This window comes from Cellulosimicrobium sp. NPDC030954 (assembly GCF_055571305.1).
This window is the reverse complement of sequence record NZ_JBVIFN010000001.1, coordinates 738934-764063: the sequence shown is the minus strand read 5'-3', so window position 1 is coordinate 764063 and position 25130 is coordinate 738934. Positions and strand designations below refer to the sequence as shown.

The following is a 25130-nucleotide window of genomic DNA, read 5'->3' as shown; positions in this document are numbered from 1 at the left end:
GTCCCGGAACGAGAAAGAGCCCCGCGCAGGCGCGGGGCTCGTGGTCGCACGCGCGGCGGGGCCGGGCGGACGTCGTCGATTCGCTACCTGCGCTGGCCTCCACCTCGTGGTGGGACTTCGGTCCGTCACGTCCTGCAGACGGAGTCTGCGGGCAGCGTCGGACGACCGGCGGTCTTGGGTACACGCTCATCGTACGGGACGACGGCGTGTGCTCCAAACCGCGGCCGCCACGTCGGGCGCTCCCCCTCGCGGTCAGAGCACCAGCGGCCCGAAGCACACGAGCGGGACGGGCTCGGGCTCGTCCGCGACCGCGCGGGCGAGCGCCGTCCCCGGCATGGCGCCGTCACGCAGCTCGGCGTGGAGCGAGGGCATGACGCGCGCGGCGACGTCGTCGCGCAGCGGGGCGACGCTCGCGACCACCGCTCGCGCGCCCAGCCGCAGCAGCACGCTCGTCAGGCCGAGGGACTCGCCGCCGATGCGCGGCGTCGAGAGCCCCACCTCGCACGCCGAGAGGACCACGACCACACCGTGCAGGTCGATCCCGTCCAGCTCGTGCGCGAACAGCGGGCCGTCGGCGAGCCGCAGCGAGGAGAAGAGCGGGTTGTCGGTCTCGTGCGTCCCGTGCGCCGCGAGGTGGACCACCCCGGCGCTCCGGAGGCCCTCGACCACCGCCTCGCACGTGGCGTCCTCGCCCGCGAGGGCCTCGGAGCCCTCCCAGACCGACGCGACGAGCTTGGCCTCGGCGCCCGAGAACCGCAGCCCGGGGCCAGCGACGACGAGCGCCTCGTCGGCACGCCGCGTCGGGTCCCCGACCCGCAGGTCCACCCACGAGTTCGCCCACGTCCGCCGGCCCCGCCGCGAGGGCAGCGAGGCCCACGGGAGCGCGAGCAGCAGGTCGCGCGCGGCGAGGTGCAGGTCGCCGTCGGCCCCCAGGGGAACGACGAGGGCGTCGTCGAGCGCGGTCAGGGCGCGGGTGAGCGACCCGACGGCCGCCTCCCGCATCGGGACGGGGATGAGCACGTTCGAGAGCACCGCGAAGTCGGCCCGGGCGCGGCGCACCTGCTCCGCGACCGTCGCGCGCGGGGCGAGCCGCACGAGCCGCGTCCCCGCCGCGGACACGCGGACGGCGAGCACGTCGTCGCCCTCGACCACGAGGTCGGCGACGACGGCGTCGGAGCCCGCCGCGGCGAGGGCGGCCCGGAGCCGGCGCTCCGTCGTGGCCAGCGGGGTGGCTGCCTCTCCCCCGTGCTGCCAGGCGCGGCGCCGCGCGTCGTCCTGCAGCCGACGCGCCGACCGCAGGTGGTCCTGGCGACGGGCGAGGTGCGAGGGGTCCGAGGGCGCGCCGAGCGCGCGGGCGGCCTCGACCTCGCGGCGCGCCGCGGCGAGGAGGTCCGCGAGGACCGGGTCCGACGGCGGTCGCACGCGGCCGGTGCCCGCGAACGCCGCGCGACCCCGCTCGACCGCGTCGAAGATCGTCCCCGGGCGCCGCGTCCGCAGCGCCGCCTCCACGTCCACGTTGCCGAGCCGGACCCCGTGCACGGCCGACGCCGTCACCGCGTCCACGGAGCCGAGCCGCGCGCGGTGCTCGGCGAGGGCCGACTGCCCGCGCCGCACGGCCCGCACGCCGCCACGGCGGTCCCCGGCCGCGAACGCGAGCTGGGCGAGCACGGCCTCGTGCTGCAGCCGCACGGGCAGCGGGGCGCGGTCGAGCCGCCCGGGAACCTGCGCCAGGACGTCCTGTGCGGCGGGCACGTCCCCCGCGGTCACGAGCCACTCGGCGGCGAGGAGCTGGGCCGGGATCGTCACGCCGAGGCCGGCAGCTCCGCCGAGCGCCTCGCCCTCGCGCGCGAGGTCGAGCGCCCAGCCGGCGTGCCGCCGTGCCGTCGTCCGCGTCACGCCGTCCGACCGGTGCTCCGCGAGCGCCGCCTGCAGCTCGGCGACGCGGGCGCGCAGCATCCACGGGGCGTTCCCCAGCCGGTCGAACCGGCGCGACGCCGACCGGGCCAGTCGGCGGGCGTCGGCGTAGCGGCGCAGGCCGAGCACGACGCGCGACCGCACCAGCTCGACCTCGGCGAGGTCGCGCAGCATGCGGTAGCGCGAGAGGTGCTCGCGCGCCTCGCGCAGCGCGTCGTCGGCCTCGGTCAGCAGCCCGGCGTCGAGCAGCACCTGGGCGCGGTCGATCAGGCCGACCGCGGCGTGCCGGTCCGGCGCCTGGTCAGCGGCCTCGTCCATCGCACGCAGCGCGACCGGGAGATCGCCACGGAGGTACTCCGCGTACCCGAGGTTGTGGCGCGCCTTGGAGACGAGGAGGTCGTCCCCGAGCGCGACGCCCCGGCGCACGGCGTCGTCCAGGTCGCGGCTCGCTCCCTCGGCGTCGCCGAGCTCGAGCCGCAGCGACCCGAGGTTCAGCATGAGCACCGCGGCGTCGAGCGGGCGCGCGTCGTCGACGCCCGTGGCCGCCTCCTCCATCTCGACGAGCGCCTCCCGCACGTCGCCCGTCCGCAGCCGGAGGAGCCCGCGCTGGGCGCGCACGACGAACTGCAGGTCGTACATGCCCAGGGCGGCCCCGCGCTCCTCGAGGAGCGCGAGCCGCCCGAGCGCGTCATCCAGCGACCCGGACAGCTCGAACTCCGCGACGGCGCGACTCATGCCTGCCCGGGCGGCCACGTACACGGCCTCGCGAGTCGCCCCGTCCCCCTGCGCCTCGACCTCGGCGACGATCTCCTCGAAGGCACGGATCGCGCGCCGGTGGCGCCCACGGGCGTTCGTCGCCTGTGCGGCCGCCAGGCGGGACTCGAGCACCGCCTGGTTGCTGACCACTCATCACCTCATGCGTCGTCACCCGGGGTCGGGACCAGACCCGTCGCCAGGGTAATGGACGGCCACAGCCAGGCGCAGCGCTCGGGCGCACCCCGGCCCGGGTCCACCACACCGGGCGCGGTCGGATCGTCGGCGATGCGGTCGAGCAGCGTGGCCGCCAGCTCACCGGCGAGCACAGGTGCGGCGAAGGACGTCCCGCTCCACGTGGCGAACCCGCCCTGGAAGCCCTCAGGGTCGATCGTCGCGCGGAATCCCGGGCCCCACAGCTCGCGCACGTGCCGGGACGGCGCGACAGCGCCGTCGATGGTCCGCGGGATGGTCGAGACCAACGAGGCACCGGGCCGGGTGCACGTGATCCACGGACCGTCGTTGCTGAAGAGCGACACCGTCCCGTCCGGGTTCTGGGCTCCTACGGCGAGCACCGGCGGCTCGTCCTCGGGGAGAGCGACCCCGTCGAACGGGACGGGCGGGCTCACCTTCCGGTCGATGCGCGGGGCGAACGCGGCCGGGTAGGTCGGCCGGGTCTGCCCGTCGTTGCCCGACGAGACGACGACGATGACCCCGTAGCGACGGAGCGCTCGGATGAGCGCTCCGAACGGGGCGTCGAAGTCGGCGTCCTCGGGACGCTCGTGGTAGTAGCCGAGCGAGAGCACCAGGACGTCGATCGGCGCGTAGCCGTCGCGGCCCGTCAGCCCGAGGACGTGCCAGAGCAGCAGCCTCCGCAGCGAGCGGAGGAGCTCCCGCTCGGGGACGACCCCCGACCCTCCGTAGAGACGCGGGGCGAGGATGACGGCGTCCGGGCAGAGCTGGTGGACGAGGCCCGCGATGAAGGTCCCGTGCCCGGCCACGGCATCGAGCGGCCCGGTGAGCGGCGAGACCGAGACGCCTCCGATCTCGGGATCCTCGTACGGGTACTCCGTCGGGGGGAGGGTGGAGAGGGGCTGCCCGAGGAGCTCCGGGTCGCGCACGACGACCGTCCCCCGCGTCTCCAGGTCGTCGTCGAACCACGGGTGCTCGCCCACGCCGGTGTCGAGCACCGCGACGACAGGACGCCGCACCCCGTCGCCCGACACGTAGGGGTTCGCGCCGGCGGGAAGCCTGCGCCGCGGCACCGGGCCGATCCAGCTCACCGGTGTCCGTCCGCCGGATCCCGGCACGGCGTACTCCGCGGTCCCCGCACCGAGCGACTGCGTGTACGGCAACGGCTGCGTGTACGGCAACGGCTGGGTGTACGGCAACGGCTGCGTGTACGGCAACGGCTGCGTGTACGGCAGCGGCTGCGTGTACGGGAACGGCTGTGTGTAGGGCTGGCCGCCGATGAACGGCGTCGGCGCGATCATGTGGTCCAGAGCGAGCCGCGGGCTGCACCCGTCGTCGGGGCACAGCCGCCCGCGCAGCTCCTCGATCAGCCCCCAGGCGTCGGGGAGCGCGCCCTGGCGGTCGTCGCGGTAGTGCAGACGCACGGAGTAGCCGAAGGTCTTGAGCAGGTCGCGCGTCGTCTCGGGGTCGAGGTCGGCCTCGCGTACGAGCTCGGCGTCCTCGATGCTCTCCTCCTGCACCTCGACCCGCAGCCCCCGGTCGGCCGCCGCGCGCTCGAGCCACCGGAGCGAGCGGTTGCCCTCGCGGTCGAACGGCGACTCGGGGATGAGGATGCGGTCCCCGACGTACCACGTCGGGTGCGGGGACTGCTTTCCCGCGCGGCGCGGTGCGCTGACCGGGTCGATCGTGCGCGTGCGCCACTGGAGCCGGTTCGGCCTGTCGCCGTAGTAGCCGGGGCCGGTCACGTCGACGGGGGGTTCGGGGGTCTCGCTCACGTGCTCCTCCTCGAGGGATGTCGTTCAGTCGGTGCCGCGGGCGTCGACGTCGACGGGCGCGGCGCGCGCACGGGTGCGCGGAAGGGGTGGGGTCGAGACGGCGTCGTGCCGCGGGCGAGAGGTCGCCCGCGGCACGAGGAGGGCTACAGCTCGACGACCGGCGTGCTCACGGCGCCGCCGGCACCGTCGGCACGGCGCACGACGAGGCTCGCCGGGCCGCGGTCCACGGCGTCGAAGACGAAGCGGCCGTCGTCGTCGCTCGTCGTCTCGCTCACGGACCCGGGGCGGTGCAGCTCGACGCGCAGCGCCGTCGCCGGGGCGGCCCAGCCGTCGATGCGGATGCGGCCGTCGTCGGTCGGCGAGAGCGAGATCATGACCGTGACGGACTCGGACGTGAACGTGATGGTGCGCGCCTCGACGGGAGGTGCGTCGCCCCGCACGGACATCTCCGGGACCTGGACGTACTCCAGCTCCATGACCTCGGCCTCGAGACCCGCGAGGGTGATCGCGAACAGCGACCGCTCCACGAGGCCGTCGGGCACGGGGTCGATCTCCTCGGCGATGCGCGCCAGCTCCGCGAGCAGCGCGAGGTCGACGGCGTCGAGCGGCTCGTCGGGGCTGTGCGCCGGCTCGGTGCTCATGATGCTTCCCACGATTCCCCCTGGTCGTCGATGATGTCGCGCAGCTTGGCGAGGCAGCGGCCGCGCGTGGAGCCGATGCTCCCGACGGGCATGCCGATCGCGGCCGAGATGGCCTTGTAGTCGGGTCGGTCGGCGAGCGACACGAGCCGCAGGAGCCGCCGGCAGCGGTCCGGCAGCTGGTCCAGCGCGGCCCACAGCGTGCGGTCGCGCTCGTTGCGGAGCACCTCGACGTCAGGCGTCGGGTCTCCCGAGGGCAGCTCCGGCACGCCCTCGTCCGTGTCGTCGGGGAGCTCGGTGCGGCGCTTCGCCTCGTCCCGGTGCTTGCGCACGGCCTCCCACGCGGCGCGCTTGGCCGTGATGAGCAGCCACTTCAGGACCGCGTGCGGCTCCTTGATCGTCATCGCGTTGCGCACGAGGGCGACCCACACGGTCTGGACGATGTCGTCGGCCTGCTCGCGCTCGACGCCCTGGGCGCGCACCGTGTGCCACAGCAGCGGCGTCGCCTCGCGGACGAACTCGCCGAGGGCGTGGGGGCGACCGTCCCGGTACTCGAGGAGCGCGAACGCACCCCGGTCCCCCAGGCTCAAGCCGGGTTCGTCGGTGTCGGCCACCTCGTCGGTCGTTCTCGTCATGGGGGGCACCGTCCTCGGCGCGCTCGTCCGGTCAGGCATCAGCGGGGGGTCCCCGGAAGCGCCTGATTCTAGGGCCGGGCCGGTGGGGTCGACAACCATCGTCACTGGTCACACCCCTCCTGGCTCGTGCGGCTGCGTCCCATCTCGCTCCTTCGACACGCGAGTCGGAGCGTCGGGCCGACACTCCTCCACCCGGACAAGAGGGCCGGGCCGCCCGTCTGATACATCCGTCGCCCACGGGTCTGCGCGACGCCGCCCACGCGCTCAGGATCGCCGTCCGGCGGGGTCGCCGTCTAGGTGTTCCCCCGTATGCGAGGCCCGGGAACTGCCGGGGAATCCCTCATGCCGCGGCGCGGCGCGGGCTCCTAGCGTGCAGACGACCCCTGCACCCACCGCGGGTGCGGACCGGCGGGGCGCGACGTCGCGGCCCGCCCGAGCACGAGGAGCACTTCCGTGAGAACAGTCCTCTCCGGCCGCACGCGCGGCCGCACGGGGCGCGCGCTGCGCGCCCTCGCCACCGTCGTCGCTGCGGCGGCCGTCGCCGCGGGCGGCGCCCTCGCCGCCGCGCCCGCGACCGCGGCGCCCGCGCCGGCCGTCGCTGCACCCGCCGCCGCGGCCGCGGGCAGCACGCAGTGGCTCACCGGCTATTGGCACAACTTCGACAACGGCTCGGTGACGATGCGCCTGTCGGAGATCCCGCAGGCGTACAACCTCGTCGCGATCGCCTTCGCCGACAACCTGACCGGCACGCCGGGCGGCATCACGTTCAACCTCTCCAGCGCGGAGCTGGGCGGCTACACGGAGGCGCAGTTCAAGGCCGACATCGCGACGATCCGCTCGCAGGGCCGCAAGGTCGTGCTCTCCGTCGGCGGCGAGAAGGGCAACGTCATCGTCTCCAACGCGACGGAGGCCAAGAACTTCGCGGACACCGCGTACGGGCTCATGCAGAAGTACGGCTTCGACGGCGTCGACATCGACCTCGAGCACGGCATCAACGCGACCTACATGTCGAGCGCGCTGCACCAGCTCTCCGCGAAGGCCGGCCCGAACCTCATCCTCACCATGGCGCCGCAGACGATCGACTACCAGGCGACGAGCATGGGGTACTACCAGCTCACCCTGGCGATCAAGGACATCCTCACGATCGTCAACACCCAGTACTACAACTCGGGCTCGATGATGGGCTGCAACCAGCAGGTCTACTCGCAGGGCACGGTTGACTTCCTCACCGCGCTGTCCTGCATCCAGCTCGAGATGGGCCTGCGCCCCGACCAGGTCGGCATCGGCGTGCCCGCGGTCCAGAAGGCCGCGGGCGGCGGCTACCAGCCGCTCGCCAACGTCGTGAAGGCCGTCGACTGCCTCGAGGTCGGCACCGGCTGCGGCGCCTTCAAGCCCGCGAAGCCGTACGGCAAGATCGGCGGCGTCATGACCTGGTCGATCAACTGGGACAAGACGAACAGCTACCAGGTCGCGTCCGTCATCGGCTCGCGCCTCGCGAGCGGCCCGACCACGCCGACGGACCCCACGGACCCGACAGACCCCACCGACCCCACCGACCCAACGGACCCGACCGACCCCACGGACCCGGGCACCTGCCCCGCCCCGGCGTGGTCCGCCTCGGCCGTGTACACGGGCGGCAACCGCGTCTCGTTCCAGGGCCACACCTACGAGGCGAAGTGGTGGACGACGAACGAGAACCCGACGCAGAGCGGGCAGTGGGGCGTCTGGAAGGACCTCGGCGCCTGCTGACCCGGTCCTCCTCCTGAGACGACGACGGCGCGGCACCCTCGCAGGGTGCCGCGCCGTCGTGCGTGGTGCGGGTGTGGACCACCCGCGGGAGGACTGCCGTCAGGCGGCGTCGTCCTCGAGCAGCTTCGTCGTCTTGGACTGGTCCAGCGGGATGCCGGGGCCCATCGTCGTCGTCAGCGTGGCCTTGGTGATGTAGCGGCCCTTCGAGGACGACGGCTTGAGACGCAGGACCTCTTCGAGGGCCGCCGCGTAGTTCTCCACGAGCGCCTTCTCGTCGAACGAGACCTTGCCGATGATGAAGTGCAGGTTCGCGTGCTTGTCGACGCGGAACTCGATCTTGCCGCCCTTGATGTCGGACACGGCCTTCGCCACGTCCATCGTCACGGTGCCGGTCTTCGGGTTCGGCATGAGACCACGGGGACCGAGCACCTTGCCCAGGCGGCCGACCTTGCCCATGAGGTCGGGCGTCGCCACGGCGGCGTCGAAGTCGGTGTAGCCACCGGCGACCTTCTCGATGAGGTCGTCGCCGCCGACCTCGTCGGCACCGGCCGCACGGGCCTCCTCCGCCTTCGCGGCGTTCGCGAAGACGATGACGCGGGCCGTCTTGCCCGTGCCGTGGGGCAGGTTGACCGTGCCACGGACCATCTGGTCCGCCTTGCGCGGGTCGACACCCAGGCGGAACACGACCTCGACGGTCGCGTCGTACTTCACGGTCGACGTCTCCTTGGCGAGACGGACCGCCTCGAGCGGCGCGTAGAGACGCTCGCGGTCGATCTTCTCCTCGGCGTTGCGGTACGCCTTGCTGCGCGTTGCCATCTGCTTCTCCTTCTGCAGTCGTGGTCTGCGGGTCCGCGCGGACCCTGCCACCGTCGTCCGCGAGGTGCGGATCGACGTCGTGCCCGAGGCCGGCACGCGGTGCGTGCCGGCCTCGGTACGTCGTCCGGGGCGCCTCGGGCGCCCGGGACAGACGTGGTCTGTCGTCAGCCCTCGACGGTGATACCCATCGAGCGGGCCGTGCCGGCGATGATCTTCGACGCGGCGTCGAGGTCGTTCGCGTTGAGGTCCTCGAGCTTGGTCTGGGCGATCTCGCGCACCTGGTCGGCGGTGATCTTCGCGACCTTGACGGTGTGCGGCGTGGCCGAGCCCTTCTGCACGCCCGCGGCCTTCTTGATGAGCTCCGCAGCCGGCGGGGTCTTCGTCACGAACGTGAACGAACGGTCCTCGTAGACCGTGATCTCCACGGGGATGACGTTGCCGCGCTGCGACTCGGTCGCCGCGTTGTAGGCCTTGCAGAACTCCATGATGTTCACGCCGTGCTGACCGAGCGCGGGGCCGATCGGCGGGGCGGGCGTCGCCGCACCGGCCTGGATCTGGAGCTTGATGAGGCCGGAGACCTTCTTCTTGGGAGGCATGACTCTTCCCTGACTTTCTTCTCGTGGACCGACGCCGTGGGCGATGACCCGGTTGCAGTGCTGCGCTCACGCGAGGCGGCTCGGGCCGCCCCGACGTCAGATCTTGGCGACCTGGTTGAACGACAGCTCGACCGGGGTCTCCCGGCCGAAGATGGAGACGAGGACCTTGAGCTTCTGGTTCTCGACGTTGATCTCGGAGATCGTGGCCGGCAGCGTGTCGAACGGGCCGTCCGTGACGGTGACCGACTCGCCGACCGTGAAGTCGACCTCGACCGGAGCCTTCGCGGCGGCCTGGGCGGGCTTTCCGGGCTCCGGGGCGGGGGCCAGCATCGGCGCGAGCATCGAGAAGACCTCGTCGAGCGTCAGCGGCACGGGCTGGTGGGTGTGGCCGACGAAGCCGGTGACACCGGGCGTGTGGCGCACGGCGCCCCACGACTCGTCGGTGAGGTCCATGCGGACGAGGACGTAGCCCGGGATGCGCACGCGTCGGACGATCTTCTTCTGCGCGTTCTTGATCTCGGCCACCTCCTCCATGGGGACCTCGATCTGGAAGATGTAGTCCTCCATGTTCAGGCTCTGGATACGGTTCTCCAGGTTGGCCTTCACACGGTTCTCGTAGCCCGCGTAGGAGTGGATGACGTACCAGTCGCCGAGCTGCGTGCGCAGCGTGCGCTTGAACTCCGCGACCGGGTCCTCGATGACGTCGCCGTCCTCGTCGACCGGGCGCTCGTCCTCCGACACGTCCTCGTCCGCCTCGTCGTCCGACGCGTCCTCGTCCGCCTCGTCGTCCGTGGCGTCCGCGTCGACCGTCTCGTCAGCCTCGTCGACCGCCGGGACGTCCGTGGTCTCCTCGACGTCGTCCTGGGCACCCTCGGGCTGCGTCGGGTCGACGTTCTCCGTCTGGTCCAGCGACTCCTGGGACACGAACGAACCTGCTTTCTGACGAACTGCTCGATGACTTCTTCTGGAAGCGCCGACGGCGCCCCGAGGGGCGCCGGCTGCCGTGGTGAGGCCCGGCACGACCGGGCGGAGGTGGCTCGCTAGCCGAAGACCCACATGACGGCCTTGCCGATCCCGAGGTCGAGCACGGTCACGAAGGCCATGACCACGACCACGAAGACCAGGACGACCGTCGTGTAGGTGATGAGCTCCGAACGGGTCGGCGTGACGACCTTGCGGAGCTCGGCGACCACCTGGCGCACGAAAAGGGCGATGCGCGCGAAGATGTTGGGCTTCTTGTCCGCGGACGGACGGCCCTTCTTCTTCACCTCGTCGGCGCGTGCGCCGCCTGCACCCACGGCCTCTGACGGCGATTCGCTCACTCGTTCTTCCCCATCGCTCACGTACGGGACCTGCTCGAACCCTCGGTGCGGCCCGGTGCCGGGCCGCGCGTGGTTCCGGGGAAGGTCCCGCAAGAGCCACGCCGTGCAGGGTAGACAGGACTCGAACCTGCAACCTGCGGTTTTGGAGACCGCTGCGCTACCAATTGCGCCACTACCCTTCGTGCTCGACGACGCCGTACGAGCCCCCGGCCCCGGGACGAAACACGTCTCACGGGCGCGGACCAGCGTGGCGGGCGTCAACCACCGAGGGATCACTGTACGCGACGCGAGGCCCCTGGTCGAACCGCCGTCCACCGATCGGTGGACACGAGGTCCGGACGAACGGCCGTCGCGCGCGGCGGGGCCCCGTCGACAGGCTGGTCCCATGACGACGACACCCCTCCCCACCGGCTCCCCCGCCGCGGGCGCCCGGCACAGCGGCCCGGCCGTCGAGGTCCGCGGCCTGCGCAAGAGCTACGGCGCCAAGCAGGCGGTCGACGGCGTCGACCTGCGGGTCGAGCGCGGCGAGATCTTCGCCGTCCTCGGCCCCAACGGCGCCGGCAAGACGACGACCGTCGAGATCCTCGAGGGCTTCCGGCGGCGCGACGCGGGCGAGGTCCGCGTGCTCGGCGAGGACCCGCAGACCGCGGGTCGCGCCTGGCGCTCGCGCATCGGCGTCGTGCTCCAGGACTCGCGGGACCAGGCCGAGCTCACGGTCGCCGAGATCGTCCGGCACTTCGCCACGTTCTACCCGGCGCCGCGCGACCCGGACGAGGTGATCGACGCCGTCGGGCTGCGGGAGAAGGCCCGGACCCGCACGCGCCAGCTCTCCGGCGGCCAGCGGCGGCGCCTGGACGTCGCGCTCGGCATCGTGGGGCGCCCGGAGCTGCTGTTCCTCGACGAGCCGACGACCGGGTTCGACCCGCAGGCCCGCCGCGCGTTCTGGGCGCTGGTCCGCTCGCTGCGCGCGGACGGCACGACGATCCTGCTCACCACGCACTACCTGGACGAGGCCGCGCACCTGGCCGACCGCGCGGCCGTGGTGCGCGCGGGCCAGGTCGTCGCGCTCGACGCGCCCGACCGCCTCGGCGGCCCGGACGCGCGCCGCCCGGAGGTCCGCTGGCTCGACGACGGCACGTGGCGGTCGGAGCGCACCGACTCCCCCACCGCGCTGGTCGCGTCCCTCGCCGCGCGGTACGCCGGACCCGACGGCGAGGTCCCCGGCCTCGCGGTGACCCGCCCGAGCCTGGAGGACGTCTACCTCGAGCTCATCGGCGAGCCGGCCACGGCACCCGACTCCGTACCTGCCGGCACGACCCCACCCGGTCCCCTCGACGCGCGCGCCGAGGACCCCACGCCCGACGGCACGACCGCCGTCGTCCCCGAGGAGGCCCGCAAGTGACCACCGCCCCGACCGCCGCCCGGTCCACGCGCTCCGCCCGACCCGCCGCCCTGCCCGGCGCCGGCCGGCTGGGGGTCGAGCGCACCCGCGCCGAGCTGCGCGCGTTCTTCCGCGAGCGCGACGCCGTGATCTTCATCTTCACGTACCCGCTCATCATGCTCGCGATCTTCGCGACGGTGTTCGACGGCCAGGACCAGGGCACAGCCGGCTACTCCGTGCCGTTCGCGCAGTACTTCCTGCCCGGCATGATCGCGACCGGCGTCATGCTCACGAGCTTCCAGTCGCTCGCGATCTCGATCGCGGTCGAGCGTGACGACGGCTCGCTCAAGCGGCTGCGCTCCACCCCGCTGCCGCCGTCCGCGTACTTCTACGGCAAGGTCGGGCTCGTCCTGCTGACGTCGGTCGTGCAGACCGCGCTGCTCCTCCTGCTCGCCGCGACCGTCTACGACGTCCCCATGCCGTGGGAGATGTCCGACGGCGGCGCGCGCCTCGCGACCTTCGCGTGGGTCTTCGTGCTCGGGTGTGCCGCGGGCGCGGTGTGCGGCGTGGCGTTCTCGTCGCTGCCGCGGTCCGGCAAGTCCGCGACGGCGGTCGTCACGCCCGTCGTGCTCGTGCTGCAGTTCATCTCCGGGGTGTTCTTCGCATTCTTCGCGCTGCCGTCCTGGATGCAGACCGTCGCGTCGCTCTTCCCCCTCAAGTGGATGGCGCAGGGCATGCGCTCGGTGTTCCTCCCGGAGCAGGCGGCGGCGCTCGAGCCGTCGGGGTCGTGGCAGCACGGCGCGACCGCTGCTGTACTGGTCGCATGGCTGGTCGTGGGGCTCGTGGTCGGTGCACGCTCGTTCCGGTGGCGGCGCCGTGACGACGGCTGAGACGCCGTCGCCGGGCGGGGTGGTCGACGGGAGTTCCGCCGACGCCGCGACCGCCGAGCTCGACGGCACGTGGGCCCGCGACGTGCGCTGGTGGGACGTGGCGTTCTACGTCATCGTCGTGCTCAGCGCGCTCGCGCTGCTCGCGGCGGGCGTCAGCGGGAGGGCGCTGCTCGTGTCCCTGGCGGCGGTCGCGACGATCCTCGTGGCCTACCTCGCCTGGGGGCGGCGGGCGGCGCGCACCCGCGACCAGGTGCCGGCCCACCTCTACCTCGTCCTCGCGATCGCGTGCACGCTCGTCGTCGTCGGGCAGGACGCGCTCGGCACGCTCCTGCTGTTCGCGGTCTTCACGCAGATCTGGATGCTGTCGGAGCACCTGTGGGCCCAGGTCGTGCTGTGCGTCGCGCTCGCGGCCGGCACGGCGCTCGCGCTCGCGTTCGACCCGCAGACGGGGCGGGTCGAGCCCGAGGAGCTCGCGAGCGCCGCGCCCCAGATGGGCGTCGCCCTGGCGTTCGCGCTGAGCCTCGGGCTGTGGACCGCGCACACGCTGCGGCAGTCGGAGCGCCACGCGCGGCTCGTCGACGAGCTGCGCGCCACGCAGGCCGAGCTCGGCCGGGCCTCGCACGAGGCGGGCGTGCTCGCCGAGCGCGAGCGCGTCGCCCAGGAGATCCACGACACGCTCGCCCAAGGGTTCACGAGCGTGGTCATGCTCGCCCAGGCCGCGAGCGCCGACCTCGACCGGGGCGCCCCCGACGCGGCGCGCGAACGCCTGACCCTCGTGGAGTCGACGGCGCGGGACAACCTCGCGGAGGCCCGCGCCCTCGTCGCCGCCTCCGCCCCCGCCCCGCTCCAGGGCGGCACGCTCAGCGAGGCGCTGCGCCGGCTCGCGGGCCGCTTCGCGGAGGAGACCGGGACGCGCGTCGAGCTCACCGCCCCGCAGGCCCCTCGTCTGTCGAGCGCGGACGACGTCGTGCTGCTGCGCTCCGCCCAGGAGGCGCTCACGAACGTCCGGCGGCACGCGGCCGCGTCCGCCGTGCGCGTCGACCTCCGGCAGGACCACGCGGGGACGGTGCTCGAGGTGACCGACGACGGACGCGGCCTGCCCGCGGACGCGTCGGGGTTCACGGAGGGCTACGGGCTGCGGGGCATGCGGGAGCGCGCGGCTGCGGAGGGCGGGAGCCTCGAGGTGGGGCCGGCTCCCGGCGGCGGGACGCGCGTCGCGGTCCGCCTGCCCGCCGGCGCGTCGCCGGACGGACCGGCCACGAGCACGCGCGCGACGACGCGGGCGGGAGACGTGCGATGAACCCGGCGGGGGTCGGCGTCGTCCGGGTGCTCGTCGTGGACGACCACCCCGTCGTGCGCTCGGGGATCACCGGCATGCTGGCCGCCGAGCCCGACCTGGAGGTCGTCGGCGAGGCGGGCGACGGCGAGCAGGCGGTGGCGCTCGCCCGCGAGCTGGCGCCCGACGTGGTGCTCATGGACCTGCGCATGCCCGTGCTCGACGGGGTCGGCGCGACGGCTGCCATCGTCGGCGCGCCCGGCCGGGGCGCGGGGCGCGGCGGCGCGGCGGGCGCCCCGCGCGTCGTCGTGCTCACGACGTACGAGACCGACGCGGACATCCTGCGCGCGGTCGAGGCCGGGGCGACCGGCTACCTGCTCAAGGACACGCCGCGGGACGAGCTCGTGGCCGGGGTGCGTGCGGCGGCGCGCGGGCAGACCGTGCTCGCGCCGAGCGTCGCGACCCGGCTCGTCACGTCGGTCCGCGGCGCGGACCGGCTCACGGACCGGGAGATCGAGGTGCTGCGGCTCGTCGCGCGCGGGTTGTCGAACGCGGCCGTCGGGAGCGAGCTGTTCATCACGGAGGCGACCGTGAAGACCCACCTGCTCCGCGCGTTCGCCAAGCTCGGCGTGGACGACCGGACCGCCGCGGTCACGGTCGCCATGCAGCGCGGGTTCCTCACCGGGACCTGACCGGCGTCCGGTGTGACGGGGCCCGTACGGGGGGCGGGCTGCCGTCGGGACCCTGCCCCGTGCGCGACGCGCGGGTCGGGTCCGCGTGACAGACTCCCCGTGTGCGAGACCTGGCGACGCTTCCCAAGGCCCACCTGCACCTGCACTTCACCGGGTCGATGCGCCCGGAGACGCTGCGCGACCTCGCCGCGCAGTACGGCGTGCGGCTCCCCCACGCGCTCGTCGACGGCGACCCGCTCCGGCTCCCGCCCACCGAGCGGGGGTGGTTCCGGTTCCAGCGCCTCTACGACGCCGCGCGCGCGTGCGTGCGCTCCGAGGCCGACATGCGCCGCATCGTGCTCGAGGCCGCGCAGGACGACGCCGCGGAGGGGTCGGGCCGCCTCGAGATCCAGGTGGACCCGACGTCGTACGCGCCGTTCGTCGGCGGCATCACCCCGGCCGTGGAGATCGTGCTCGACGCGGCGCGGTCCGCGAGCGCCGCGACGGGGACGGAGGTCGCGGTGGTCGTCGCGGCGTCGCGCATGCGGCACCCGCTGGACGCGCGCACGCTCGCGCGCCTCGCGGCGCAGTACGCGGGCGAGGGGGCCGGGGAGGTCGTGGGGTTCGGCCTGAGCAACGACGAGCGCCGCGGGGACACGGCGGAGTTCGCGCGCGCGTTCGCCATCGCGCGGCGGGCCGGGCTCGCGTCCGTGCCGCACGGAGGCGAGCTGCTGGGGCCGGCGCACGTGCACGAGGTGGTGCGCGAGCTCGTCCCGGACCGCCTCGGCCACGGCGTGCGGTCCGCGGAGGACCGGCGCGTGCTGGACGACGTCGTGGACCGCGGGATCGCGCTCGAGGTGTGCCCCGCGTCGAACGTCTCCCTCGGGGTCTACGAGGACGCCGGGCAGGTGCCCCTCGGTGCGCTGGTCGACGCCGGGGCCCGCGTCGCGCTCGGCGCGGACGACCCCCTCCTCTTCGGGTCCCGCCTCGTGGCGCAGTACGAGACGGCGCGGCACGAGCACGGCTTCTCCGACGACGAGCTCGCCGCGCTGGCGCGGTCGTCGATCCGGGCGAGCCGGGCGTCGTCGGGCACGAAGGAGCGCCTGCTGGCCGGCGTCGACGACTGGCTCGCGGGAGCCTGACCGGCCGCCTCCCCTTCTCATGTGCGTCTCATCCTGCTCTCGGATACTGGGGCCATGACTCGCCGGACCGTCGCGTGGCTCGTGGGGGCGCTCGTGCTCGTCCTCGGGGGCGCGGCCGCCGCGGGTGCGCTCGCCGCGCGCCCGCAGGACCGTGAGGTCGGGGGCGCCGTGGTCGTGACGCCCGCCCCCGCCCCGCCGACGACCACGCCCGCCCCCTCGCCGACCGCCTCCGACGACGACCACGACGGGGACGGGGACGATGACGACGATGACGACGATGACGACGACGAGGACCGCGTGACGCCCGCCCCGCCGTCGAGCGGCGACGACGATGACGACGACCGCAGCGGCTCCGACCGGGGCGACGGGTGAGCCCCCGGACGCGCCGCGCGGGGCTGACCGTCCGCACCCGCATGCTCGCGGCGTTCCTCGGGCTCTCCGCCCTCGCGCTCCTCCTCGCCGGCGGCGCCGCCTGGTTCCTGCAGCGCGGGCAGATCGACGCGCGCATCGACGAGAGCCTGACCCGGAGCGCGAACGAGCTCGCGCAGCTCGCGGAGTCCGGGGTGAACCCCGTCACGGGCGAGCCCTTCACGTCCGCCGAGGACGTCGTCGTCGCCTCGATCCAGCTCACGGTCCCCGCGCACAACGAGGGCATCCTCGGGCTCCGCGAGGGCCGCACGCCGCTCGTCTCGCAGCAGGAGGTGCGGCTGCGGCTCGAGGACGACCCCGAGCTCGTCGCCGCGCTCTCGCCGCTCGTGGCGGGCGACGACGTCGTGCTGCGCTCGCCGCGGACCGCGACGGCCGACTACCGCGCCCTCGTCGCCCCGGTCCGCTCCGTCGGCGGCACGGGTGCGTCCGGCCAGGCGCCCGCGGCCCTCGTGCTCGCCTACGACCGCTCGGCCGAGCACGCCGAGTTCGCGCAGGTCTTCCGGACCTACGCGGTCGTGGCGCTCGGCGCCCTCGTGCTTATCGGCGTCGTGGGGTGGGTCGTCGCGGGGCGCCTCCTCCAGCCGATCCGCACGCTCTCGCGCACCGCGCAGGACATCGGCGAGACGGACCTGTCCGCGCGCATCCCGGTGACCGGCAACGACGACCTCTCGGACCTGTCGCGCACGGTGAACGGCATGCTCGACCGGATCGAGGGGGCGTTCGACTCGCAGCGGCGGCTCATCGACGACGTCGGGCACGAGCTGCGCACCCCGCTCACCGTGGTCCGGGGGCACCTCGAGCTCATGGACCCGCACGACGCCTCGGACGCGTCCGAGACGCGCGACCTCGCGCTCGACGAGCTCGACCGCATGAACCGCCTCGTCGACGACCTCGTGACGCTCGCGACCGCCGGTCGTCCCGACTTCGTCCGCCCGGTCGACACGGACCTCGGCCGCCTCCTCGACGACGTGCACGACAAGGTCCGCACGCTCGGCGAGCGCCGCTGGCTCGTCGACGCCCGGGCCGACGTCGCCGTGCGTGCCGACGCGCAGCGCCTCACCCAGGCGCTCCTGCAGCTCGCCGCCAACGCGGTGAAGTTCTCGGCGCCCGGGTCCGTCGTCGCGCTCGGCTCGGCCGTGTCCGACGACGGCGCGCGCGTGCGCGTGTGGGTCCGCGACGAGGGCGTCGGGATCGCCCCCGAGCAGCAGGAGCGGATCTTCGAGCGCTTCGCCCAGGCGACCACGCCCGGCGCGGCCCACCCCGAGGGCGCCGGACTGGGGCTCGCGATCGTCGCGGCCATCGCGGAGGGGCACGGCGGCCGGGTGCTCGTCGCGTCGACGCCCGGCGTCGGGTCGACGTTCACGCTGGACCTCCCGCTCGTCCCGGTCGCCGCCGCGTCCCTCGACGCGGCCGACCCGGCGCCCGGCCCGCACGGCCCGGGGCGACGCCCCGCGCCCCCCGCGGTGGCGCCCACCGCGCCGACGGTGCCCAGCGCGCCGTCCGCCGTCACGCCTCCGCTCCCCTCGCTCCCTCCGCGGGCACCCGGGCCGCCGGCACCGCCCGTCGCGGGCCCCGACGACCGCCGTCCGCCCTCGTACCCCGCCCCCGACGGAAGGACCACCCGGTGAGCCAGATCCTCGTCGCCGAGGACGAGACCCGCATCGCGTCGTTCGTGGCCAAGGGGCTGCGCTCGGCGGGCTACGCCAGCACGACCGTCGCGACCGGCCGCGAGGCGTTCGACCTCTCCAGCACCGGCGACTTCGCGCTCCTCGTGCTCGACCTGGGCCTGCCCGACCAGGACGGCTTCACCGTGCTGCGGCGTCTGCGGGAGACGGGCAACGCGATCCCCGTCATCATCCTCACCGCGCGCACGTCGGTCACGGACACCGTCGCCGGGCTCGAGGGCGGGGCCGACGACTACATGGCCAAGCCGTTCCGGTTCGAGGAGCTGCTCGCGCGCATCCGGCTGCGCCTGCGCAGCGAGCCCGCGGGCGAGGTCACGGTGCTCACGCACGGCATCCTGAGCCTCGACCTGCGCACGCGCCGCGCGCGCACCGCCGAGCGCGAGGTCGACCTCTCGGCGCGCGAGTTCGCGCTCGCCGAGGCGTTCCTGCGCAACCCCGGCCAGGTGCTGAGCCGCGAGCAGCTCCTGTCGCGCGTGTGGGGGTACGACTTCGACCCCGGGTCGAACGTCGTCGACGTCTACGTGCGCTACCTGCGCAACAAGCTCGGGGCCGAGCACTTCGTCACCGTGCGCGGCATGGGCTACCGGCTCGCCGACGCCGCCCGCTGACCGGCCGGCCCGCTGACCTGCCGGACCGCAGACCTGCCGGACCGGCGGGCCCGGCCTGCCGACCCGGTCGGCGCAGACGCACCCCTGGCACGACGAACCCGGGCCCGCGGGTCGCGAGGTGGTCCCTCGCGACCGGCAGACCCGGGCGCGGCGCGGCAGCCCGTCGGGCGCCGAGGTCAGTCGGCCGACTGCGGCGACGGCGGCGTGACCGGGCTGGGCGGGGTGTTCGGCGTCTGCGGCGTGTTCGCCGTGTTCGCCGTGGGCGGGGTGTTGGGCGTGTTCGGGGTCTGGCTCGTCACGGCCGAGCCGGAGGTGTTCGCCGAGCCCGCGGTGCTCGGGGAGGCGGACGTGTTCGCCGTGACGGTCGTGATCGACGACCCGTTCTGGACGTCGGTCGGGCTGGGCGTCGCGGACGTGGCGGGCGCGTCGGTCGGCGTGCTCGACGACGTGCCCACCTGGACCGACGGCGAGACGGTCGCCGGCTCGGGGGCGTCGAACGCGCCCTGGGCGGTCGCCACCGTCGCTCCGAGACCGACCGCCCCGAGCGCCCCGGTGACGATCCATGCGCTGCGTGCCTTCATGATCCTTCTCCTTCGTCCGATGGTGCGCACGACCCCTCTGCCGTGCATGCTCCGAGCCTCTCGGTCACGCGTGAGATGCCGAGGAGGCGCCGATGAGAGTGCTCTCAGGAACGGGGGCGGGCTCGGCGGCGACCGTGCCGGGGGCCGCGTCCAGCAGCCCCTCCGCGACCCGCAGCCACGCATCGGCGAGGTCGCGCGACGCCGCACCGGTCGTGAGGGACAGCACGACGCCGGCCGCGCGCGCCCGCAGGGCCGCGGGGTCGACGCGCTCGTCGAACACGGCCAGGCACCGGTCGACGAGCGCCCCCACGCCCCCGTACACCGCGGGGGCGAGCGACGGGAGCACGACGAGGTGCGCGACGAGGCACGCGAGGTCGTCCACGCGGTGCCCCGGGCCGAGCGTGTCGACGTCGAGCAGGACGCCGACGCGGGCGCGTCCCCGCGAGGCAGGGGTGCCGGGTGCCGCCGGGACGTCGAGCAGGACGTTCGCCTCGTAGAAGTCGCCGTGCGTCGCGACGACCGGCCCGGGGTCGCGCGTCGCGACGGCCGTCCGGACCGCGCGGGCGACGCGGTCCACACGCGCCGGGTCCAGCGCGTGCACCGCGAGCGCCGACGCCGCGTAGTGCTCGACGCGCTCGGACCACGCGGGGCGGCGGCGCAGCGTCGTCGCGCGGGCCGGGAGGGCGTCGAGCACGCGCAGGAGCTCGCGCGGGTCGATCGCGGTCGGCTGGCCGTCCGGGCCGAGCGCCGCGAGGTGCTGCGCGAGCGACGGGCCGTGCGCCTCCTCGAGGACGACCACGCCGTCGTCGTGCCACGCGAGGCAGCGCGGGGCGTCCACGGTGGTGGACCGGAAGAGGTCGTGCCGACGGACGAGCGAGCGCGCCCGGTCGGGCCGGACGACCTTGACGTAGACCGTGCGCGCGGACGTCCGCGCGCGCAGCACCGCGCGCCGCAGCGGGCGGTAGGCGACCGTCGTCACCGACTCCACAGCCTCGCCGGGCCCGAGCGCTCCCGCCGCCGCGAGGCGGCGCGTGAGCTCGCCCGCGTCGCACGCGGCGGCGAGGCCGGGCAGCAGCGGGTCGGCGGGGTGGCGCCACACGTGCACGACGCGCGGACCGTCCGCGAGGCGGACGACCCCCGCCCCGACCGCGTCGGGCGAGAGAGGGGCCGTCGTGGCGAGCAGGTACTCGGCGGCGTCCGCCGCGGCGGTGCCCCCGCCCGGCCCGGCCGCGAGCGCGCGGCGGGCGACGACGTCGTACCCGACGGTGACCTCTGCGCCGGGGCGCGCGTGCACCTGGTGGACGCGCCACGTGTCGAGGCTCGCGCCGTCGGCGCCCAGCGCCACGGCGAGCAGCTCTCCCGCCTCGGGGGCGGTGAGCAGGTCGAGCCAGGCGCGCTGGTCGGGCGCGGGAGGGGCGAGCGTCATGGCCCCAGGCAACCTCGCGCGCGTGGCTCGCGGGTGAGACCGGGATGAGAGACCTCTCATCCGGGCGCGCCGGTCCGGGATCCGCGGGGTCTTGACGGGCCGAGGCGCGCGTGCCATTGTACTGATGTGTTGATACAAACGTCGGAAGGTCCGCAGGGCGCCGACCTCTTCCTCCCCGCGGCGTACGACCTCGCGTGGACCGGCGCGGTCCTCGCCGTCCTGGTGGCGCTCGGCGTCGCGGTGGTGCTCGCCGTGCGCGCCGCGACGCGCGCGCCCGAGCCGTGGCTCCAGGGGCTCGCCACGGAGGACCCGGTGCGCCGCGCCGCCCGGCGGCACGCGACGACCGTGAGCGTCGCCGCGGTGACGGCCGCGCTCCTCGTCGGCGCCGTCGTCGCCCAGGCCGCCGCGACCTCCGTCGGGGGCCTCGCCGAGGGCGTGCTCGTGGGCCTCTCCCCCGCGGTCGTCGGGCTCACGTTCCTCGGCGCGCACGCCGTCGGGGAACGCACCTGGCCGCGCCAGCGGACCTCGGTCCGCGCGGCCACGCTGCGGCCACGGACCGTCGCGGACGTCGCGCCCCGCGGCCTGCGTCGCCTCACCTGGTCGCTCGGGACGCTCGTCGTGCTGCTCGCGGTCGTCGGCGCGCTCACGGCGAGCGACGACGGGCGGTCCGTGACCCGCGTCCTCGGCGACTCGACCTCGACCGCGAGCCCCTACCCCGGCGCGTTCTACGGCGCGTGGCTCGCGCTCGCGGCCGTGCTGGTCGTCACGGGCGCCGAGGGGGTGCTGCGCCTCGTCGCCCGCCGCCCGGCGGTCGCGCAGGTCGACGAGGCGTGGGACGTCGGCCTGCGCCGCGCGTCCGCGCACCGGGTCCTGCGGGGCGCGCAGCTCGCGCTCGGGCTGACGGCCGCGGGGATGCTCGGCATCGGCGCGAACGCCGCGGCGCGGGTGGGCTATCCGGGGGCGGTCGTCCTCGTCGTCGTCGCGGTCGGGCTGGCGCTCGCGGCGATCGCCGTCGTCGTGCGGGCCGCCCCGGACCCGGACGCCTGGGCGGACGCCCACGCGAGCGCGGCGGGGCGCGGCCATGCCGCCGGCTGAGCTGCGCGTCGAGATCGACCTGCGGTCGGGGCTCGCGCCGTACGAGCAGATCCGGTCGCAGGTCGTCGCGCACGTCGCCGCCGGTCGCCTGCGCGTCGGCGACCGCCTGCCGACGATCCGCGCGCTCGCCACGGACCTCGGGCTCGCGCCCGGGACCGTGGCGCGCGCGTACCGCGAGCTCGAGGCGGCCGGGGTCGTCACGACGCGGCGGCGCGCCGGGACGGTCGTGGCCGACGGCGTCTCCGCGAGCGACGTCGCCGCGCGCCACGCCGCGCACGAGCTCGTCCGCGCCGGACGCGAGGCCGGCCTGTCCGACGACGCGATCCTCGACGTCGTGCGCGGGGCGCTGCTGCACGAGCCGCCCGGGTCGGGGGACGCCCGACGCTGAACGACGCTGGACGCCGCTGGACGGTGCTGGGCGACCCGGCGCTGGACGGGGCGCCGACCGGGCGCTGGACGGGCGAACGCCCTCGGTCGCGGTCCCGCGGTCGGCGGACGGAGGACGCGGCCGAGCCCGTCCGGCCCGCGCCCGACCCGTCGCCGCGTCACGACAGGGTCACGATCCGCCGACAGACGCCCGGCACGGACGTCCGAGGCACCGGCCGGGCGCATGATGGTGCTCCGCGGCGGACGCCGCGGCACACGTGAGGGGGAACAGGTGGACGGAGCTTCCGCGAGCGCGCGGACGGGCGCTGCGACGCGCACGACGGCGGGGGACGCGGCGTGCGCCGCTCCCGCGGCCGCGGGGCGCGGACCGGGCCGACGTCGGCGCGGTGCCGGCGCGGCGTCGCTCGCCGTCGTCGCCACGCTGGTCGCGGCGCTGGCGCTCGCAGGCTGCCAGGCCGGGCTGCCCGACCTCGAGCCCGGCCGGACGCCGTCGGCCACCGCGGACGTGCCCGTGACGACGGAGCCCGCGAGCCCGAGCCCCACGGACACGGAGACCACGCCCGAGCCGCCGGAGACGCCGACGACCGAGCCCACGCCCACCGAGACTCCCGCCCCCGAGCCGAGCACGCCCCCGCCCGCGCCGGAGCCGACCCCCGAGCCGCCGCCCGCACCCGTCGAGCCGGAGGAGCTCGCGCGCGGCGCGACCGGCGAGCGCGTCGTCGCGCTGCAGCAGCGCCTCGCCGACCTCGGCTACTTCATCGGCGCGCCCGACGGCGACTTCGGCGGCGGCACGCAGCAGGCCGTGTGGGCGCTGCAGAAGGCCGCCGGACTCTCGCGCGACGGCGTCGTGGGCCCCGCGACGCAGGCCGCGCTCGACCAGGGCGTCACGCCGCAGCCGCGCAGCGGGTCGGGCAAGGTCATCGAGATCGACCTCGACCGCCAGCTCCTGCTCGCCGTCGAGGACGGTCGCGTCGTCACGGTCGTCAACGCGTCGTCGGGCAACGGCGAGTCGTACGAGGCCAAGGGCCGGACCTACCGCGCGGGCACGCCGCGCGGAGAGTTCCGCGTCGGCCGGCAGGTCGACGGCAACCACTCGTCGAGCCTCGAGCTCGGCGACATGTGGCGTCCCAAGTTCTTCACCGGCGGCATCGCGGTGCACGGCTCGGGCTCTATCCCGCCGTGGCCCGCGTCGCACGGGTGCGTGCGCGTCGCGAACTCGGCGATGAACTGGCTCTGGGACACCTGGCACGCCGACCCGGGCACCCCGGTCCTCGTCTACTGACCTACCCGTTGTGGGCATGGAATGGGCCCGGTTCCGAGGTCGGAACCGGGCCCATTCCATGCCCACAACCGGTGGGTCGGTCAGAGGGAGACGCCGACGAGGACGGGCTCCGGGACCAGGTCGACGCCGAACGCCTCGCGCACGCCGTCGCGGACCGCGCGCGCGAGCTCGACCAGGTCCTCCGCGCTCGCGCCGCCACGGTTGGTGAGCGCCAGGGTGTGCCGGGTCGACAGCCGCGCGAGGCTCGACGGACCGTGGACGCCGAAGCCCTTGGTGAACCCCGCGTGCTCGATGAGCCACGCCGCGGACGTCTTGACGAGCGTCGGGTCGACCTCGCCCAGGCTCGGGCCCGTCGTGCGGGACGGCGTCGCCGAGCGCACCGGGTAGCGCGGGGCCTCCGCCGGGAGGAGGTCGGCCTGCGCCGCCGCGACCACGGGGTTCGTGAAGAACGACCCGGCGCTCCAGCGGTCGTGGTCCGGACCCGTCTCCCCGGGCACGGCGTCGTCGGGCGACGCGGGCGCGACGTCCGGGCCGACGCCGTCGAGCAGCATGCCCTTGCGCGCCCGCAGTGTCAGGACCGCCTCGCGCACGTCCGCGCTCGGGGCCCGGTCGCCGACCTGCACGCCGAGCGTCCGGGCGAGCTCCGGGTACGCGACCGGGGCGGACAGCGAGCCGAGCCGGGACTGGAAGCCGACGTCGAGCACCACGTAGCGCGGCGACGGGTACCACGGGCCGTCCGCCTCGCCGTCACCGCTCACCGCGGCGTGCATGCTGCGCTTCAGCAGCGACGTGCGGTACCCGAACGCGAGCTCGCCCAGCGCCAGGGTGCGCACGCGCGACCGCCGGCGGTCCCACACCCGCACGGTCGAGATCACCCCCGCGACCTCCTGGCCGTACGCGCCGATGTTCTGCACGGGCGCGGCACCGACCGTGCCCGGGATGCCGGAGAGCGCCTCGACGCCCACCCACTCCTCCGCGACCGCGCGCGCGACCAGCTCGTCCCAGTCCTGCCCGGCAGGGGCGTGGAAGCTCGCACCGCCGCACGAGTCCTCGGCGTCCACGGTGATCCCGCGCCGCAGGTCGCGCACGACGACCCCGCCGAAGCCCTCGTCACCGACGAGCAGGTTCGAGCCGCCGCCGATCACGAGGAGCGGCTCCCCGGCGTCGTCCGCGGCCTGCACCGTCTCCAGCAGCTCCGCCTCGCTGTGCGCCTCGACGTACCGGTCCGCCGGACCGCCCACCCGCAGGGTGGTCAGCTCCGCCAACGAGGGCGCGCCGACGGCGTCGGGCCGCAGGCCCGGCGCGGTCCGGACGATCTCGGGCAGGTCGCGGTCGACGGGGGTGAGGGGTTCGCACGTCACCGCCCCAGCGTAGTTCGCCCCCGCCCCGACCCGCCGCCGCCACCGTTCGCCCGATCGGACTCAGGCCCGCGGGCTCGGTCCGCGGCGCGCACGGACTCTGCCGCCTGCGGGGTGGGGTCCGGGCGCAGCGGCACCACGACACAGCGGCGTCGGCGCCGAAGCCGAAGCCGAAGCCGACGCCGACGCCGACGCCGACGCCGACGCCAGTCTCGTGCACCGACCGCATGCAGCGGGAACCGTGCGGTCGAAGCTGACACCGCGGGTAGTCGCCCCAGGCAGCCCAGACCAGGCCGAGACACCGTAGGGCGGGGTGGGTGGTGGTGCCGCGTCGTGGCGGGCCTGGACGAGGGATCGTCCGGAGTGAGCTCGCGAACGCAGGACGATCCCGACCGAGAACACGGGAGCCGCGAGGAACGAGCGGCGGATGGTAGACGCGGCACCACCACCCCCCCCCCCCCCCCCACCCCCCCCCCCCCCCGCGGGCCATTACACCGCGCTAACCCCCCAAAACACGGGGCGACATGGC

The 25130-nt window shown here is 75.1% G+C and carries 23 protein-coding genes and 1 tRNA gene; 12 read left to right on the top strand and 12 right to left on the bottom strand.

Annotated features, from left to right (window positions below):
• Positions 1–252: 252 nt before the first annotated feature.
• The 4 genes from ACZ402_RS03160 to ACZ402_RS03145 form a co-directional block, all read right to left on the bottom strand.
• On the bottom strand, positions 253–2820 hold the full coding sequence (locus tag ACZ402_RS03160; RefSeq protein WP_375822271.1) for a CHAT domain-containing protein: 2568 nt from the start codon (positions 2818–2820) through the stop codon (positions 253–255).
• Between the two features lie 8 nt (positions 2821–2828).
• Positions 2829–4634 (bottom strand): S8/S53 family peptidase, encoded by a 1806-nt coding sequence (locus ACZ402_RS03155; protein ID WP_375822272.1) that lies wholly within the window; start codon positions 4632–4634, stop codon positions 2829–2831.
• 143 nt (positions 4635–4777) lie between these two features.
• The gene (locus tag ACZ402_RS03150; RefSeq protein WP_375822273.1) at positions 4778–5275 is read right to left on the bottom strand and encodes a hypothetical protein; all 498 of its coding nucleotides are present in this window, start codon (positions 5273–5275) and stop codon (positions 4778–4780) included.
• Positions 5272–5907, bottom strand: coding sequence for an RNA polymerase sigma factor (locus tag ACZ402_RS03145; protein WP_047233802.1), 636 nt, complete (start codon positions 5905–5907; stop codon positions 5272–5274). The genes ACZ402_RS03150 and ACZ402_RS03145 overlap by 4 nt, the downstream gene beginning before the upstream one ends.
• A gap of 453 nt (positions 5908–6360) precedes the next feature.
• On the opposite strand from ACZ402_RS03145, the gene ACZ402_RS03140 reads away from it, so the two are divergent.
• Positions 6361–7656: a glycosyl hydrolase family 18 protein gene (locus ACZ402_RS03140; RefSeq protein WP_375822274.1), complete on the top strand. Its 1296-nt coding sequence runs from the start codon at positions 6361–6363 to the stop codon at positions 7654–7656.
• 99 nt (positions 7657–7755) lie between these two features.
• On the opposite strand, the gene rplA is transcribed toward ACZ402_RS03140, so the two are convergent.
• From rplA to ACZ402_RS03115, 5 genes are all read right to left on the bottom strand, one after another.
• Entirely contained in the window at positions 7756–8472 is a 717-nt protein-coding gene (gene rplA / locus ACZ402_RS03135; RefSeq protein WP_047233800.1) for a 50S ribosomal protein L1, read from the bottom strand.
• 164 nt (positions 8473–8636) lie between these two features.
• Positions 8637–9068, bottom strand: coding sequence for a 50S ribosomal protein L11 (gene rplK, locus ACZ402_RS03130; protein WP_047233799.1), 432 nt, complete (start codon positions 9066–9068; stop codon positions 8637–8639).
• Between the two features lie 96 nt (positions 9069–9164).
• Positions 9165–9992, bottom strand: coding sequence for a transcription termination/antitermination protein NusG (gene nusG, locus ACZ402_RS03125; RefSeq protein ID WP_375822275.1), 828 nt, complete (start codon positions 9990–9992; stop codon positions 9165–9167).
• Positions 9993–10108: 116 nt separating this feature from the next.
• Entirely contained in the window at positions 10109–10336 is a 228-nt protein-coding gene (secE, locus tag ACZ402_RS03120; protein WP_253055143.1) for a preprotein translocase subunit SecE, read from the bottom strand.
• A 160-nt stretch (positions 10337–10496) separates the two neighbouring features.
• Positions 10497–10569 (bottom strand) — tRNA-Trp (locus tag ACZ402_RS03115).
• 206 nt (positions 10570–10775) lie between these two features.
• Between ACZ402_RS03115 and ACZ402_RS03110 the strand changes: the two genes are divergently transcribed.
• The 8 genes from ACZ402_RS03110 to ACZ402_RS03075 all read left to right on the top strand — a co-directional run bounded on the left by ACZ402_RS03110 (position 10776) and on the right by ACZ402_RS03075 (position 18472).
• Positions 10776–11792 carry an ABC transporter ATP-binding protein gene (locus ACZ402_RS03110; protein ID WP_375822276.1) on the top strand — a complete coding sequence of 339 codons (1017 nt, stop codon included), beginning with the start codon at positions 10776–10778 and terminating at the stop codon, positions 11790–11792.
• Positions 11789–12661 carry an ABC transporter permease gene (locus tag ACZ402_RS03105; RefSeq protein ID WP_375822277.1) on the top strand — a complete coding sequence of 291 codons (873 nt, stop codon included), beginning with the start codon at positions 11789–11791 and terminating at the stop codon, positions 12659–12661. Before ACZ402_RS03110 ends, ACZ402_RS03105 begins: the two co-directional genes overlap by 4 nt.
• A complete protein-coding gene (locus ACZ402_RS03100) occupies positions 12648–13961 on the top strand; it encodes a sensor histidine kinase (RefSeq protein ID WP_375822278.1) in 1314 nt (437 codons plus the stop codon). The genes ACZ402_RS03105 and ACZ402_RS03100 overlap by 14 nt, the downstream gene beginning before the upstream one ends.
• Positions 13958–14629, top strand: a complete 672-nt coding sequence (locus tag ACZ402_RS03095) for a response regulator (RefSeq protein ID WP_375822279.1) — start codon at positions 13958–13960, stop codon at positions 14627–14629. The genes ACZ402_RS03100 and ACZ402_RS03095 overlap by 4 nt, the downstream gene beginning before the upstream one ends.
• Positions 14630–14730: 101 nt before the next feature.
• A complete protein-coding gene (locus ACZ402_RS03090; protein WP_375822280.1) occupies positions 14731–15750 on the top strand; it encodes an adenosine deaminase in 1020 nt (339 codons plus the stop codon).
• 54 nt (positions 15751–15804) lie between these two features.
• A complete protein-coding gene (locus ACZ402_RS03085; RefSeq protein WP_375822281.1) occupies positions 15805–16122 on the top strand; it encodes a hypothetical protein in 318 nt (105 codons plus the stop codon).
• Positions 16119–17807: a sensor histidine kinase gene (locus ACZ402_RS03080; RefSeq protein ID WP_375822282.1), complete on the top strand. Its 1689-nt coding sequence runs from the start codon at positions 16119–16121 to the stop codon at positions 17805–17807. Before ACZ402_RS03085 ends, ACZ402_RS03080 begins: the two co-directional genes overlap by 4 nt.
• Complete coding sequence (locus ACZ402_RS03075; RefSeq protein WP_375822283.1) at positions 17804–18472, top strand: response regulator transcription factor; 669 nt, start codon at positions 17804–17806, stop codon at positions 18470–18472. The genes ACZ402_RS03080 and ACZ402_RS03075 overlap by 4 nt, the downstream gene beginning before the upstream one ends.
• A 176-nt stretch (positions 18473–18648) precedes the next feature.
• Here ACZ402_RS03075 and ACZ402_RS03070 read toward each other — a convergent pair whose 3' ends face one another.
• On the bottom strand, positions 18649–19053 hold the full coding sequence (locus ACZ402_RS03070) for a hypothetical protein (protein WP_375822284.1): 405 nt from the start codon (positions 19051–19053) through the stop codon (positions 18649–18651).
• A gap of 64 nt (positions 19054–19117) precedes the next feature.
• Positions 19118–20479, bottom strand: a complete 1362-nt coding sequence (locus ACZ402_RS03065) for a phosphotransferase family protein (protein ID WP_375822285.1) — start codon at positions 20477–20479, stop codon at positions 19118–19120.
• A 129-nt stretch (positions 20480–20608) separates the two neighbouring features.
• Between ACZ402_RS03065 and ACZ402_RS03060 the strand changes: the two genes are divergently transcribed.
• The 3 genes from ACZ402_RS03060 (at position 20609) to ACZ402_RS03050 (ending at position 23243) form a co-directional block, all read left to right on the top strand.
• Positions 20609–21574, top strand: a complete 966-nt coding sequence (locus ACZ402_RS03060; protein WP_375822286.1) for a hypothetical protein — start codon at positions 20609–20611, stop codon at positions 21572–21574.
• Positions 21561–21962 (top strand): GntR family transcriptional regulator, encoded by a 402-nt coding sequence (locus tag ACZ402_RS03055; RefSeq protein ID WP_375822287.1) that lies wholly within the window; start codon positions 21561–21563, stop codon positions 21960–21962. The genes ACZ402_RS03060 and ACZ402_RS03055 overlap by 14 nt, the downstream gene beginning before the upstream one ends.
• Before the next feature lie 270 nt (positions 21963–22232).
• Positions 22233–23243, top strand: coding sequence for a L,D-transpeptidase family protein (locus tag ACZ402_RS03050; RefSeq protein ID WP_375822288.1), 1011 nt, complete (start codon positions 22233–22235; stop codon positions 23241–23243).
• Positions 23244–23323: 80 nt separating this feature from the next.
• Here the strand turns inward: ACZ402_RS03050 and ACZ402_RS03045 are convergent, their stop codons facing one another.
• Positions 23324–24568, bottom strand: a complete 1245-nt coding sequence (locus ACZ402_RS03045) for a UDP-N-acetylmuramate dehydrogenase (protein ID WP_375822738.1) — start codon at positions 24566–24568, stop codon at positions 23324–23326.
• Positions 24569–25130: the final 562 nt, after the last annotated feature.